This is a genomic window from Streptomyces sp. NPDC050548, from assembly GCF_044457385.1.
Taxonomy (GTDB): Bacteria; Actinomycetota; Actinomycetes; order Streptomycetales; family Streptomycetaceae; genus Streptomyces.
In genome coordinates this window covers 1-13,805 of sequence record NZ_JBITGV010000011.1, presented here as the reverse complement: position 1 = coordinate 13,805, position 13,805 = coordinate 1, and the positions used below count along the sequence as shown (strand labels likewise).

General features: G+C 70.1%; 13 protein-coding genes and 1 pseudogene. 7 read left to right on the top strand and 7 right to left on the bottom strand.

Features of this window, described 5'->3' with window-relative positions:
* Positions 1-207: 207 nt before the first annotated feature.
* The 3 genes from ACIBJH_RS28085 (at position 208) to ACIBJH_RS28075 (ending at position 2,091) form a co-directional block, all read left to right on the top strand.
* Positions 208-855, top strand: coding sequence for a hypothetical protein (locus tag ACIBJH_RS28085; RefSeq protein WP_399119662.1), 648 nt, complete (start codon positions 208-210; stop codon positions 853-855).
* Between the two features lie 214 nt (positions 856-1,069).
* Positions 1,070-1,429 (top strand): DUF6153 family protein, encoded by a 360-nt coding sequence (locus tag ACIBJH_RS28080; RefSeq protein WP_399119661.1) that lies wholly within the window; start codon positions 1,070-1,072, stop codon positions 1,427-1,429.
* 62 nt (positions 1,430-1,491) lie between these two features.
* A complete protein-coding gene (locus tag ACIBJH_RS28075) occupies positions 1,492-2,091 on the top strand; it encodes a DUF305 domain-containing protein (RefSeq protein ID WP_399119660.1) in 600 nt (199 codons plus the stop codon).
* Positions 2,092-2,144: 53 nt separating this feature from the next.
* On the opposite strand, the gene ACIBJH_RS28070 is transcribed toward ACIBJH_RS28075, so the two are convergent.
* Positions 2,145-3,272, bottom strand: a complete 1,128-nt coding sequence (locus ACIBJH_RS28070; protein ID WP_399119658.1) for a DUF5954 family protein — start codon at positions 3,270-3,272, stop codon at positions 2,145-2,147.
* A gap of 165 nt (positions 3,273-3,437) precedes the next feature.
* Between ACIBJH_RS28070 and ACIBJH_RS28065 the strand changes: the two genes are divergently transcribed.
* Positions 3,438-4,100 carry an NUDIX domain-containing protein gene (locus ACIBJH_RS28065; protein ID WP_019070839.1) on the top strand — a complete coding sequence of 221 codons (663 nt, stop codon included), beginning with the start codon at positions 3,438-3,440 and terminating at the stop codon, positions 4,098-4,100.
* Positions 4,101-4,187: 87 nt separating this feature from the next.
* Positions 4,188-5,186, top strand: coding sequence for an aldo/keto reductase (locus ACIBJH_RS28060; protein ID WP_399119657.1), 999 nt, complete (start codon positions 4,188-4,190; stop codon positions 5,184-5,186).
* Here ACIBJH_RS28060 and ACIBJH_RS28055 read toward each other — a convergent pair.
* From ACIBJH_RS28055 to iolC, 6 genes are read right to left on the bottom strand one after another with little or no spacing between them, the layout of a single operon-like run.
* Positions 5,176-5,961: a GntR family transcriptional regulator gene (locus tag ACIBJH_RS28055; protein ID WP_019070837.1), complete on the bottom strand. Its 786-nt coding sequence runs from the start codon at positions 5,959-5,961 to the stop codon at positions 5,176-5,178. The two genes, ACIBJH_RS28060 and ACIBJH_RS28055, sit on opposite strands and share 11 nt — an antisense overlap.
* Positions 5,962-5,994: 33 nt before the next feature.
* Positions 5,995-7,488, bottom strand: a complete 1,494-nt coding sequence (locus tag ACIBJH_RS28050) for a CoA-acylating methylmalonate-semialdehyde dehydrogenase (RefSeq protein ID WP_399119656.1) — start codon at positions 7,486-7,488, stop codon at positions 5,995-5,997.
* A gap of 29 nt (positions 7,489-7,517) precedes the next feature.
* Positions 7,518-9,395, bottom strand: coding sequence for a 3D-(3,5/4)-trihydroxycyclohexane-1,2-dione acylhydrolase (decyclizing) (gene iolD, locus ACIBJH_RS28045; protein WP_399119655.1), 1,878 nt, complete (start codon positions 9,393-9,395; stop codon positions 7,518-7,520).
* Positions 9,395-10,291, bottom strand: coding sequence for a 5-deoxy-glucuronate isomerase (gene iolB, locus ACIBJH_RS28040; protein WP_399119654.1), 897 nt, complete (start codon positions 10,289-10,291; stop codon positions 9,395-9,397). Before iolB ends, iolD begins: the two co-directional genes overlap by 1 nt.
* Before the next feature lie 14 nt (positions 10,292-10,305).
* Positions 10,306-11,184 (bottom strand): deoxyribose-phosphate aldolase, encoded by an 879-nt coding sequence (locus ACIBJH_RS28035; protein ID WP_399119653.1) that lies wholly within the window; start codon positions 11,182-11,184, stop codon positions 10,306-10,308.
* A 39-nt stretch (positions 11,185-11,223) separates the two neighbouring features.
* A complete protein-coding gene (iolC, locus tag ACIBJH_RS28030) occupies positions 11,224-12,192 on the bottom strand; it encodes a 5-dehydro-2-deoxygluconokinase (RefSeq protein WP_399119652.1) in 969 nt (322 codons plus the stop codon).
* Positions 12,193-12,481: 289 nt separating this feature from the next.
* On the opposite strand from iolC, the gene ACIBJH_RS28025 reads away from it, so the two are divergent.
* Together ACIBJH_RS28025 and ACIBJH_RS28020 are read left to right on the top strand one after the other, a co-directional pair.
* A complete protein-coding gene (locus ACIBJH_RS28025; protein WP_399119651.1) occupies positions 12,482-13,501 on the top strand; it encodes a sugar ABC transporter substrate-binding protein in 1,020 nt (339 codons plus the stop codon).
* Positions 13,501-13,805, top strand: a pseudogene (locus tag ACIBJH_RS28020) (ABC transporter permease); the annotation flags it as partial. The gene ACIBJH_RS28025 and the pseudogene ACIBJH_RS28020, both read left to right, overlap by 1 nt.

The following is a 13,805-nucleotide window of genomic DNA, read 5'->3' as shown; positions in this document are numbered from 1 at the left end:
AGTGGCCGCCCTTGCCGTCGGGCCAGGCCGTGGTCCGCTGACGTCGCGTCGGCCGGGCGTGGTGTCGGGGATCAATTGGCGGGTGTGTGTGGGGGGTGTCGTCAGGAACACCCCCGATCCGGTCCTCAGGCCCAGGGACTGTGTGTGCCGTCGGCGGCAGGATTCAAGGTGTACCGAATCCACCACACGGACATTCCGGGGGACACCATGAACGAAATGTCGGCCAGGCGTCTTGCGGGCGGTGCGGGAATCGCCGCCGCGGTCGCTCTCATCGTCGAAGTGCCGCTCTACTTCATCTATTCGGGACCGCCGCCGGACGCGAATGTTCTGGCCCGGCTGCTGATCGGGATCGTCGCGCTGGCGTTTTTGCTGGTGTTCGTGACGGCCTTCCGTGAACTGGTGAAACGCGTGAATCCCGCGTACGAGTGGGCCGGTTCCATGGCTTTCACCGCCGGGCTGGTCTACACGACGGTCACGCTGGTCTCCAGCGGTCTGGAAGCCGGTGCGGTCATCGCCGCCGACCATCCGATCGACCCGACGATCGACGTCAGCGGCACTTACATTCTCTACGGGTCGATCTCCCGGCTCATGCTCGCGTTCTTTCTGACCGCGCTGGGATTCGCCGTTTCCCGCACGGAACTCCTGCCGCGCTGGACCAGCAGGTCGGCCTATGTCCTGGCCGGCATCAATCTGGCCTTCGTGCCGTCCCTGTTCTTCGGGAACTCTCCCGCGAATTTCTACGCGGCGAACGGCTGGGGCACCACCGCTCTCATGGGCGCGATTCTCAGCTATTGGCTGCTCGCGCTGAGTATCTCCACCTACCGCAGCGCGAAAGCACCGGCAGTGGGGAACTGACCGTAGGCAGACCCCCTTGTGCGGTCACGATACCCAGGGAGGGTATGGTGACCGCATGGCCCGTCCCGGACATCCCGTAGCGGGGGGGGGGGGGGGGGGGGGGGGGGGGGGGGGGGGGGGGGGCCGGGGGGCGGGGGGGGGGGCGGGCGGCGCCGCCCCCCCCCCCCCCCCCCCCCCCCCCGCCCCCCCCCCCCCCCCCCCCCCCCGCTACGGGATGCTCGTGGCCACGCTGCTTCTCGGCCTGCTGGGCATGCACGGACTCGGGCCGGTTCCCCTGGCCCATCCCGCGCCGGGGCACGCCGTGACCGCCATGACCACGGCCACGGGGGAGAGCGCGTCGACGCCGGACCCGTGCGATCACGACGCGGGCGACTGCGGCAGCCACATGACCCACGCGGACGCGACCTGCGCCTCGGCCTCCGTCGCCGGTGCTCCGGCCGTGGTTCCGCTGCTGGTGCCCGATGTCGCCGCCTGGGCCCAACTGCCGGACACCCTCGGGTCGTTGACCGGTGCCGGCCCCGACGGCGGCCGGGCCCCGCCCTCCCTCTCCGAACTCCAACTCCTGCGGATCTAGAGCGGCCCGCGCGCTTCGGCACGCCCTGCACAGACAACCGTTCGAGTTCCAGGAGTACCACCATGACCGCACGACGCGGGTTCGCCCGTCGTACCGTCGCTCTCGCCGTCACCGCCTCGGTGGCTGCCCTCACGCTCGCCGCCTGTGGCGACGACGGCGACAGCAAGGGAAGCGGCGAGACCAAGACCGGCGGGCACAACGCCGCCGACGTCTCCTTCTCGAAGGAGATGATCCAGCACCACCGGCAGGCCGTGGAGATGGCCTCACTCGCCGCCGACCACGCCTCCTCGGCCCAGGTCAAGAGCCTCGCCACGAAGATCAAGGGCGCACAGGACCCCGAGATCAAGACCATGTCCGGCTGGCTCACGGCGTGGGGCGAGAAGGTGCCCCAGGACATGACCGGCATGGGCCACGACATGTCGTCCTCGACGCCCGGCATGATGACCGACGCGGACATGGGCAAGCTGGAGAAGGCCTCCGGTGCCATGTTCGACACCATGTTCCTCAACATGATGGTCGAGCACCACGAGGGTGCCGTGGCGATGGCCAAGACCGAGAAGGCGGACGGTAGTTACGGCCCCGCCACCGCGCTCGCGGCCGGTGTGATCACGGCGCAGAGTGCCGAGATCACGCAGATGAACAAGATGCTCGGCAAGAACTGACGCCGGCCACAGACAGGGTGGGGCCGACCGCGCGGTCGGCCCCACCCCCGGGCTCAGGACCCCTCCGCCGCCTCCCGCTTCCGGCGCTGCTCCTCGAACAGCCGCAGGAACTCCTTCGCCTGCTCCGCCGCCACCCGCTGCTGCTCGGCCTCCTCCTCGCTCACCACGCGGTTCTCGTCGAACAGGCCCTCCGCGCGCAGCTGTTCCTCCTGGACGGCGGTCGGCAGTTCCGGGTCGTGGTCGGAGGGGCGCGGGCCCTCGGGACCGTCGGGGCCGATGCGGACGAGCCGTTCGACCCGCACGATCCGGGTCAGGCACCCGTCGATCACGATCTCGTCGCAGCGCTCGGCGTCGATCCGGTCGGCCGCCCGCGCGTACTCGGCCCGTGTCTCCTCGTCGAGCTGCTCCATGGCCGGAGCCATCACCCGCAGATAGGTGGTGAGCGTGTCCCGCGCCCCCTGCGGGCTCTGGTTCGTCATCTGCGTCGGCTGCCAGCCGCCGTCCACGTGCTCCGCCGCGGTGAACTCGGCGGGCAGCAGCACACCCCCGGGATGCGTCTTCAGGGCGCGCACCGAGTCCTTGCGTACGGGGGCGGGGGCTGTGCCCGGGGCGCGGACCAGCGACAGCAGTTCCATCCGCAGGATGCCCTCGGACATGCCCGTCGCGGTGAACGGGTCGATCACGAACCCCGTGGTGCGGCTGGGGAGTTCATGGCCGTGTCCGACCTTCGCCGGGTCGGGGTCGGACGGCCGGGGCGGCTCCGGTCCGGTGGGTCCCATCCGGATGAACTGGTCGGCCCGCACGACCCGGAACCGTCGGCCGTGCACCGTGAGCTCGTCCACCTTCTCCCAGTCCAGCCGCTCGGCCCCCCGCAGCCACTCCTGCTGGGTCGCGGTGTCGCCCGCGTCGCCGGCTTCCCGCGCGCGTTGGCGGAAGGTCATCGCGAGGGTGTCGCGGGAGCTCTGCGGAGCCATGTTGCCGAACCGGGAGATGACCTGCCAGCCACCGGAATCCAGTTCCTCGGCCACGCCGAACACCGGGCCGCCGCCGGCCAGGACGTTCGGGTAGGCCTCGCGGGCCTGCCACGCCTCCACGTCCGCGAGGGCGGCCGCCGGGGCGTCCTGCAGTGCTTCCATCCTGATCACCCGGTATCCGGGAACCTGATCACCGTGCTCAGACATGCTCCCAGCATGCCCAGCGGACGGGACGTCGGGCGACGAATCAACACAACCGGCACATCGGTTGGGCTTGCGGCTCACCGGTTTCGGCCATGCGTTCCACACGCCGGGGTGATACACGTCGGGCATGAACAACTCGATCGTCTCCTTCTCTTCGGCCGGCACCCGATGACCGCGGGCGCCGACACCCCCGACCGCCGGGGCCGCACCGGCCTGGACCGCACCGGCCTCGACCTGACCGGCAACCCCCGGGTCAGGGTCCGCGACGTGACACTGCTCTCCAGCCACTGGTACGTCGAGCGCACCACCACCTTCGACTTCCGGCACGCCGACGGCACCTGGACCACCCAGGAGCGCGAGACCCACGACCGCGGCAACGGCGCGACCCTGCTCCTCTACGACGCCGAGCGCGAAACGGTCCTGCTCACCCGCCAGTTCCGCTTCCCCGTGTACGTCAACGGCCACCCCGACGGCATGCTCGTCGAGACCCCGGGCGGCCTCCTCGACGACGAGGACGAACACCCGGAGGAGGCCGTTCGGCGCGAGGTGGTCGAGGAGACCGGGCACACCGTCGGAGAGGTGGAGCACGTCTTCGACGTCTACATGAGCCCCGGCTCGGTCACCGAACGCATCGGCTTCTACGCCGCCTCCTACGGCCCCTCGACCCGCACCCACGAGGGCGGGGGCCTCCAGGAGGAGGGCGAGGACATCGAGATCCTCGAACTGCCCTTCCGCAGCGCCCTGGAGATGATCCGCACCGGGGAGATCGCCGACGCCAAGACCATCATGCTGCTCCAATGGGCGGCGCTGGACGGGCCGTTCGCCAAGTAGGCGCGCAGGGCCTTGACTTGAAGTGCGCTTCAACAGGAAGACTCCCGTTCGTGCCCGGAGGACCGGGTGCGAACGGGAGGGATCATCATGAAGTACCGCACCATCGGCACCGATCCGGCCCACCGCCGCGAGGTGAGCGTGCTCGCGCTCGGCGCCATGCTGTTCGGCTCCCGCACCGACGAGGCGACCTCCTTCGCCGTGCTCGACCGCTATGTCGAGGCCGGCGGGAACTTCATCGACACGTCCGACAACTACGCCTTCTGGGACGACGGAAGCCAGGGCGGCCAGAGCGAGAAACTGCTCGGCCGGTGGCGGCGCAGCCGCGGCATCGGCGACGAGATCGTCATCGCCACCAAGCTCGGCGCCCGCCCGCTGGCACCCGGAACGGGATTCGTCGACAACCCGGAGGGCCTGTCCGCGAAGGTCATCCGCGAGTCGGCCGAACGCAGCCGCGAACGCCTCGGCGTCGACAAACTCGACCTGCTCTACGCCCACATCGAGGACCGGAGCGTTCCACTCCAGGAGACCGTCGAGGGATTCGCCGAACTCGTCGCCGAGGGCACCGTAGGCCTCCTCGGCGTCAGCAACCACGCCGCCTGGCGGGTGGAACGGGCCCGTACGATCGCCGCCGCGGCCGGACTGCCCGGATACGAGGTCCTTCAGTACCAGCACAGCTATCTGCGCCCCCGGACCGACATACCGTCCGGACTCTTCCCCGACGGCAGCCTCGGCAGCGCGGGCCCGGACCTGCTCGGCTATCTGCGCGCCGAGCCGGACTTGACCCTGGTCGCCTACTCACCCCTGCTGGCCGGCGCCTACACCCGCGAGGACAAACCCCTGCCCGCCGACTACGACCACCCGGGCACCCCCGCCCGCCTCGCCGCGCTGCGGGAGGTGGCGAAGGAGACCGGGGCGAGCGTCAACCAGGTAGTACTGGCCTGGCAGTTGGGCGGTCCGCTGCCGATCGTCCCGCTCGCGGGGGCCTCTTCGGTCGGCCAACTGGAGGAGAACCTCGCGGCCGTGGACCTGGAGCTGACGGCGGAGCAGCGCGCACGCCTGGACTCCGCCGTCCAGGTCACGGCCTGACCAGCAGCTGGAAGTCGAACGCGTACCGGGACGCCCGGTAGATGTGCGTCCCGTACTCGACCGGCCGCCCCGTGTCGTCGTACGCCGTGCGCTGCATGGTGAGCAGTGCCGCGTTCTCCTTCTCGTCGAGCCGGGCAGCCTCCTCGGGGGTGGCCGAGCGGGCGCCTATCGTCTGGTGGGCGCTGTGCAGGGTGATGCCGGCGGTGCGCAGCATCCGGTACAGGCCCGTCGACTCCAGCCGGGCGGTGTCGAGTTCGAGCAGATTGGCCGGAAGGTAGTTGCACAGGAACGCCACCGGCTGACCGTGCGTGGAGCGCAGCCGTTCCAGGAGCGTGACCTCGCTGCCCTCCGCGACCCCGAGGGCCGCCGCGACATCCGCGGTCGCGGGCACGCCCTCGTTGCGCAGCACCTCCGTGGTCGGTCCCTGCCCGGCCGACTCCAGGTCGTCGTAGAGGCTGCTGAGTTCCAGCGGTCTCTTGACCTGGCTGTGCACCACCTGGGTGCCGACCCCCCGCCGCCGGACCAACAGCCCCTTGTCGACAAGGGATTGGATGGCCTGGCGGACGGTGGGGCGGGACAGACCGAGGCGGACCGACAGGTCGATCTCGTTGCCCAGGAGGTTGCCCGGCGCGAGGGTGCCGTGCTCGATCGCCGCCTCCAGCTGCTGCGCGAGCTGGTAGTACAGCGGCACCGGACTGTTGCGGTCCAGGGCGAAATGCAGGCCGTCGAGCGGGGATCCGGTCACGGCACGTGAGTAGCCACCGGTCTTCGCCACGGAAGGCACCTCCTCACAAGGGGTGACGGATCGTCAGGAGTTGCTGGGGAAGCCGAGGTTGATGCCACCGTCGGCCGGGTCCGGCCAGCGGGTGGTGATCACCTTGCCCTGCGTGTAGAAGGCGATGCCGTCGTTGCCGTAGATGTGGAGGTCCCCGAAGAGGGAGTCCTTCCAGCCGCCGAAGGAGTGATAGCCGACAGGCACGGGGATCGGCACGTTCACGCCGACCATGCCCGCCTTGACCTCCATCTGGAAGCGACGGGCGGCGCCGCCGTCCCGGGTGAAGATCGCGGTGCCGTTGCCCCAACGGGAGCTGTTGATCAGGGTGATGGCCTCGTCGTAGGACTCGGCGCGGACGACGACCAGGACCGGTCCAAAGATCTCGTCCTTGTACGCGTCCGCCGTCAGCGGCACCTTGTCGAGCAGGGAGACGCCGAGGAAGAAGCCGTCCTCGTGGCCCTCGACCGAGAAGCCGGTGCCGTCGACGACGACCTCGGCGCCCTGGGCCGCGGCCGAAGCGACGTAGGAGGCGACCTTGTCGCGGTGCTCGCGGGTGATGAGCGGGCCCATCTCGCTGGTCGGGTCGTTGCCGGGACCGATGCGCAGGTTGCCGGCGCGCTCGGCGATCTTGCTCACCAGCTCGTCGCCGGTGTCGCCGACCGCGACCACGACGGAGACGGCCATGCAGCGCTCGCCGGCCGAGCCGTAGGCCGCGTTGATCGCCTGGTCGGCCGCGAAGTCCAGGTCCGCGTCCGGGAGGACCAGCATGTGGTTCTTGGCGCCGCCGAGGGCCTGCACGCGCTTGCCGTGCTCAACCGCCTTGAGCTGGATGTACTTTGCGATCGGCGTCGAGCCGACGAAGGAGACGGCCTCGATGTCCGGGTGCTCCAGGATGCGGTCGACGGCCACCTTGTCGCCCTGCACGACGTTCAGCACGCCCTGCGGCAGTCCCGCCTCGGAGGCGAGTTCGGCGAGGCGGTAGGAGGCCGACGGGTCCTTCTCGCTCGGCTTGAGGATGAAGGTGTTGCCGGTCGCGACGGCGAGGGGGAACATCCACATCGGCACCATGGCCGGGAAGTTGAAGGGCGTGATGCCCGCGACGACGCCCAGGGGCTGGCGAATCGAGGCGACGTCCACGCGGGTCGAGACCTGGGTGGACAGCTCGCCCTTCAGCTGCACGCTGATGCCGCAGGCGAGTTCGACGATCTCCATGCCGCGCGCGACCTCGCCGAGCGCGTCCGAGTGCACCTTGCCGTGCTCGGCGGTGATCAGTTCGGCGATCTCGTCGCGGTGCGCGTCCAGCAGCTCGCGGTACTTGAACAGGATCGCGGTGCGCTTGGCGAGCGAGGAGGTGCCCCAGCTCTCGAACGCGGCCTTCGCGGAGGCGACGGCGGCGTCCACCTCGTCGACGGTCGCGAAACCGACCTGCTTCTCCTGCGCGCCGGTCGCCGGGTTGTAGACCGGGCCGAAGCGGCCGGACGTGCTCTCGACGGGCTTGCCGTCGATCCAGTGGGTGATCGTCTTCATGGTGCAAGTGCCTTTCGGGGGAGGGGCGTTCAGAGGTGGCGGCGACGGTCGACGACCTGGCGGTCGTATTCCTGGCGGGCCTGTACGGCCGATGCGCGCGAGGCGGTCTCGGCGACCGGTACGTCCCACCAGGCCTCGGCCGGGGGAGCGGTGGGGGTGGCGATGTCGGTCTCGACGTAGACGCAGGTCGGCCGGTCCGAGGCGCGGGCCGTGGCCAGCGCCTCGCGCAGTTCGCGCACGGTCTTGGGGCGGAGGACGTCCATGCCGAGGCTGGCCGCGTTGGCGGCGAGGTCGACCGGGAGCGGGTCGCCGGAGAAGGTGCCGTCGGCGGCCCGGTAGCGGTAGGCGGTGCCGAAGCGCTCGCCGCCGACCGACTCGGAGAGGCCGCCGATGGAGGCGTAGCCGTGGTTCTGGATCAGCACCAGGTTGACCGGCAGGCCCTCCTGGACGGCCGTGACGATCTCGGTCGGCATCATCAGGTAGGTGCCGTCGCCGACCAGCGACCACACGGCGATGTCGGGCGCGGCCTGCTGGACACCGATGCCGGCCGGGATCTCGTAGCCCATGCAGGAGTAGCCGTATTCGAGGTGGTACTGGCGCGGCGAGCGCGCCCGCCACAGCTTGTGCAGGTCGCCGGGGAGCGAACCGGCCGCGTTGATCACCACGTCGTCGTCGCCCACAACCGCGTCGAGGGCGCCGAGGAGTTGGGTCTGGGTCGGTACGGCGTTCTCGTCGGGAGCGGTGAACGCGGCGCTGACCACCCGCTCCCAACTCTCCTTGCCCGCGCGGTACTCGGCCTCGTAGGCGGGGTCCACGCGGTGGCCTTCGAGGCTCGAAGTCAGCGCTTCCAGACCGGACTTCGCGTCGGCCACCAGCGTGCTCGCGGCCAGCTTGTGGGCGTCGAACGCGGTGATGTTGAGGTTGACGAAGCGGACGACCGGGTTCTGGAAGAGCGTGTTGGAGGCCGTCGTGAAGTCGGTGTAGCGGGTGCCGACGCCGATGATCAGGTCGGCGGCGCGCGCGATGTCGTCGCTGACCGCGGTACCGGTGTGGCCGATGCCGCCCAGGTCGGCCGGGTGGTCGTGGCGCAGCGAGCCCTTGCCCGCCTGCGTGGAGGCGACCGGGATGCCGGTGGCGTCGACCAGGGCCTTGAGCGCCTCTTCGGCGCGGCTGTGGTGGATGCCGCCGCCCGCGACGATCAGTGGGCGCTCGGCGGACCGGATCGCCTCGACGGCCTCGGCCAGCTCGAAGGCGTCCGGCGAGGGCCGCCGTACGTGCCACACGCGGTCGGCGAAGAACTCCTCCGGCCAGTCGTAGGCCTCGGCCTGAACGTCCTGCGGGAGAGCCAGAGTCACGGCCCCGGTCTCCGCCGGGTCGGCCAGTACGCGCATCGCGTTCAGGGCGGCCGGGATCAGTGCCTCGGGGCGGGTGATCCGGTCGAAGTAGCGGGAGACCGGGCGCAGCGTGTCGTTGACCGAGAGGTCGGCCTCGACCGGGTGCTCCAGCTGCTGGAGCAGCGGGTCGGCGGCGCGGGTCGCGAAGTAGTCGCCGGGGAGGAGCAGGACCGGCAGGCGGTTGATCGTGGCGAGCGCGGCGCCCGTGACCAGGTTGGTGGCGCCCGGTCCGATGGACGTGGTGACGGCCTGCGCGGAGAGACGGTCGAGCTGGCGGGCGTAACCGACTGCCGCGTGCACCATGGCCTGTTCGTTGCGGCCCTGGTGGAACGGCATCGTGTCCTCACCGGCCTCCAGCAACGCTTGGCCGAGTCCGGCAACGTTGCCATGGCCGAAGATGCCCCAGGTGCCGGCGATCAACCGGTGCGGTACGCCGTCGCGTTCGGTGTACTGGACCGACAGGAACCGCACCAGGGCCTGGGCGACGGTCAGGCGGCGGGTTGGGGTGGTCATCAGGACTTCTCCGGTGCCGTGTAGAGGGGGAGGCGGGGGTCGACGGGCTGTTCGGGCCAGGTGCCGCGGACCCAGGCGTGATCGGGGTGGTCGCAGATCAGCCAGGAGCGGTCGTCCTCGGGACCCGCCATGACGTTGAGGTAGTACATGTGGTGGCCGGGCACCGCCATGGAGGGCCCGTGCCAGCCGTCCGGGATCAACACGACGTCCCCGCCCCGGACTTCGGCCAGGACGTCGGTGTTACGGCCCTGCCCGGACGGGGACACGCGCTGGTAGCCGAGACCGGGTGTGCCCTCGTGGTCGGCGAACTCGAAGTAGTAGACCTCTTCGAGGACGGACTCCTCACCGGGCCGGTGCTCGTCGTGCTTGTGCGGCGGGAAGGAGGACCAGTTCCCGCCGGGCGTGATCACCTCCACGGCGATGAGCTTGTCGCACTCGAAGACGCCGGCCGCGCCGAAGTTGTTGACCTGACGGCTGCTGTTGCCGGTGCCGCGCAGCTCCACCGGGACCGACGAGGCCGGGCCGTAGCGGGCGGGCAGCCGGCGGGTGCAACGGGCGCCGTTGAGGGCGAAGCGACCGCCGCCGGCCGACGTGATCGTCGTACGGGAGTCCCTCGGGACGTACGCGAAGTCGCTCACGGAGGTGAACACGCTCTCGCGGCCGTCGAGTTCGAAGGTGTCGTGGCCGAAGTCGTCGGATGCGGAGACCGTGCAGCCGCCCGTGAGTGGGAGGACGATCCACTCGCTGTCCTCGGTGTCGAAGGTGTGCGTGCCGCCCGGCGGCAGTTCCAGGACCCGCAGGCTGGAGTAGCCCCAGGCCGCCGACTCGGGGGTGACGTCCACGACGTAGGGGCCGCCCAGGGCCTTTCCGGCGGGGAGGTGGTACGCGCTCGTCATCGTGTGCCTCCGGTTCACAACAGACCCACGGCGGTGTCCACCGCCGCTTCCACGCCGCCGTCGGCGGGGTACAGCAGGGAACGGCCCACGACCAGGCCCTGGACGGTCGGCAGCCGCAGCGCCTTGCGCCACTTCTCGTACGCGCCCTCCTGGTCGCCGCCGACCTCACCACCGAGCAGCACGGCGGGCAGCGTCGAGGTCTCCATGACCTCGGCCATGTCGTCCGGGTCGTCGGTGACGGGCAGCTTCAGCCAGGTGTAGGCCGAAGTACCGCCCAGACCCGAGGAGATGGCGATCGAGCGGGTCACGGCCTCGGCGGACAGGTCGTTGCGGACCTTCCCGTCGATCCGACGCGAGATGAACGGCTCGACGAACAGGGGGAGTTGGCGTGCGGCCATGTCGTCTATGGCGCGTGCCGTCGACTCCAGGGTGGTCAGCGAGCCCGGGTCGCCGTAGTCGATGCGGAGCAGCAGCTTGCCCGCGTCGAAGCGGAGCCGGGCGATGTCCTCGGCGCGGTGGCCGGTGAACCGGTCGTCCATCTCGAACGCGGCGCCGGACAGCCCGCCGCGGTTCATCGAGCCCATCACGACCTTGCCGTCCAGGACCCCGAGGAGCAGCAGGTCCTCCAGTATGTCGGCGGTGGCGAGCACCCCGTCGACACCCGGCCGGGACAGCGCGATGCACAGGCGTTCCAACAGGTCGGCGCGGTTCGCCATGGCCGTACGGCGGTCGCCGACGCCGAGCGCGCCGCGCGCCGGGTGGTCGGCGGCCACGATCATCAGACGGCCGCTGTCGCCGAGCAGCGGACGTCGCACCCGGCGGGCCGCCGCCTCGGCGATCGCCTCGGGATGCCGGGCTCTGACCGTGACCAGGTCGGGGATGCTGATGCTCAAGAGAAACTCCGTTCAGGGGTGGCTCGGGCGGTCACGGGGTCAGCCGCCCACGCGCGCGCCGGCGAGCAGGTCCTCGACCTCGGACTCGGTGGGCATCGCGGTGGAACAGGCGAGACGGGAGGCGACGAGGGCGCCGGCCGCGTTGGCGTACCGCATGGTCTTCTCCAACTCCCAGCCGGACAGCAGCCCGTGGCACAGCGAGCCGCCGAACGCGTCGCCCGCGCCGAGGCCGTTGAGCACCTCGACCGGGACCGGCGGCACCTCGGCGGTCGTGCCGTCGCGGTGCACGGCCAGCACACCCTTGGGGCCCTGCTTGACGACGGCCAGCTCCACGCCCGCCTCCAGCAGCGCCTCGGCGCAGGCGCGGGGCTCGCGGACGCCGGTGGCGACCTCGCACTCGTCGAGGTTGCCCACCGCGACCGTCGTGTGGCGCAGCGCCTCCTCGTAGTACGGGCGAGCCTCGTCCGGGTTCTTCCAGAACATCGGGCGCCAGTCGAGGTCGAAGACCGTGATGCCCGCCTTGTCGCGCGACTTGAGGGCGGCCAGCGTGGCGGAGCGGCTCGGCTCCTCGCTCAGCCCGGTGCCGGTGATCCAGAAGACCCGGGCCTCGCGGATCGCGAAGTAGTCCAGCTCGTCGGTGCGGATCTCCAGGTCGGGGGCCTTGGGCTGCCGGTAGAAGTACAGCGGGAAGTCGTCCGGCGGGAAGATCTCGCAGAAGGTGACGGGGGTCGGGTAGTCCGCGACCGGGGTCACCCAGCGGTCGTCCACTCCGAAGTCCTTGAGGGCCTCGTGCAGGTACGCGCCGAAGGGATCGTCGCCGGTGCGGGTGATCACCGCGGTGTTCCGGCCGAGCCGGGCGGCGGCCACGGCCACGTTGCTCGCCGAACCTCCGAGGAACTTCCCGAAGGTCTCCACCCGCGCCAGCGGCACGCCGGACTGCAACGGGTAGAGATCGACCCCGATACGACCCATGGTGATGAGATCGAAGGGCTGGGCTGACTCGGCCATGCGCGGCACTCCTCTGAGCTACTGGGGGGTGGGCGGGTCCCGAGGGCCTGCCGACTCCCAGGTGTAGGACTCCGAGGGGCGCTCTGTCAATAGTTTGTACTTACATTCGGACCTGCTTGTGAAATGATGTCTTAACAAAGTATTGACAGCGGGCGCGACCGGGGATTGGATTCCGTCCCAGCGCAACAGCCGTGTTTCACGGCTACGACCCGGGGCCGCGCAGGCCCCGAGCCCTGATCTCTGAGATCATTGCTCCCTTTCCCCAGAAGCACAGTGAGGTGCAGGAAAGATGGACCGTTCTTCCCACTCCCGTACGCGCAGAATGGCCCCCTTCGTGGCGGTCGCCGCGGCAGCGGCACTGACCCTCGCCGGCTGCTCCAGCAGCTCGGGCGGCAAGAAGTCCACGGAGGACACCTCCGGCGCCTCCGCGGGCAAGGCCAGCACTCCCCGTATGACGGTCGCCCTGGTCACGCACCAGGCGCCCGGGGACACGTTCTGGGACATCGTCCGCAAGGGCGCCCAGGCCGCCGCCGACAAGGACAACATCAAGCTGGTCTACTCGGCCGACCCGAACGCGGGCAACCAGTCGAACCTGGTGCAGAACGCGATCGACCAGAAGGTCGACGGCATCGCGGTCACCCTCGCCAAGCCCGACGCCCTCAAGGACGTCATCAGCAAGGCGAAGTCCGCGAACATACCCGTGGTCGGCCTCAACTCCGGTCTCAGCGACTGGAAGAAGCTCGGACTGCTGGAGTTCTTCGGCCAGGACGAGACGGTCGCGGGCGAGGCACTCGGCAACAAGCTGAACACCGAAGGCGCCAAGAAGGTCGTCTGTGTCATCCAGGAGCAGGGCAACATCGGCCTGACCCAGCGCTGCGACGGCGTGAAGAAGACGTTCAGCGGCAGCGTCGAGACGCTGAACGTCAACGGCACCGACATGCCGTCCGTGAAGTCGACGATCACCGCCAAGCTCACCCAGGACAAGGCCATCGACTACGTGGTCGCGCTGGGCGCCCCGTTCGCGCTGACCGCCGTGCAGTCGGTGACCGACGCGGGCAGCAAGGCGAAGATCGCCACCTTCGACCTCAACAAGGACCTGACGGGCGCCATCAGCAAGGGCACCATCCAGTTCGCGGTCGACCAGCAGCCGTACCTCCAGGGCTACTTGGCCGTCGACTCGCTGTGGCTCTACAAGAACAACGGCAACTACAGCGGCGGTGGTGAGCAGCCCGTACTGACCGGCCCGGCCTTCGTCGACAAGACCAACGTCGCAGCCGTCGCCAAGTACGCCGCCAACGGAACCCGGTGATGAGCATGACCCAGCACGCCGAGCCGGCGGTGACCTCACCGCCGGCCCCCGGCCCCAAGCCCACCGACGGCCGGACCGCCGAACGCACGCTGGCCATCCGGATGTTGGCCCGCCCCGAGGTCGGTGTCTTCCTCGGTGCGGCAGCGGTGTACGTGTTCTTCCTGATCGCTGCTCCGCCGGTGCGCGAGGGCGCGTCGATGGCGAACATTCTCTACGGTTCGTCGACCATCGGGATCATGGCGCTGCCGGTGGCGCTGCTGATGATCGGCGGGGAGTTCGACCTCTCCGCAGGCGTCGCGGTGAT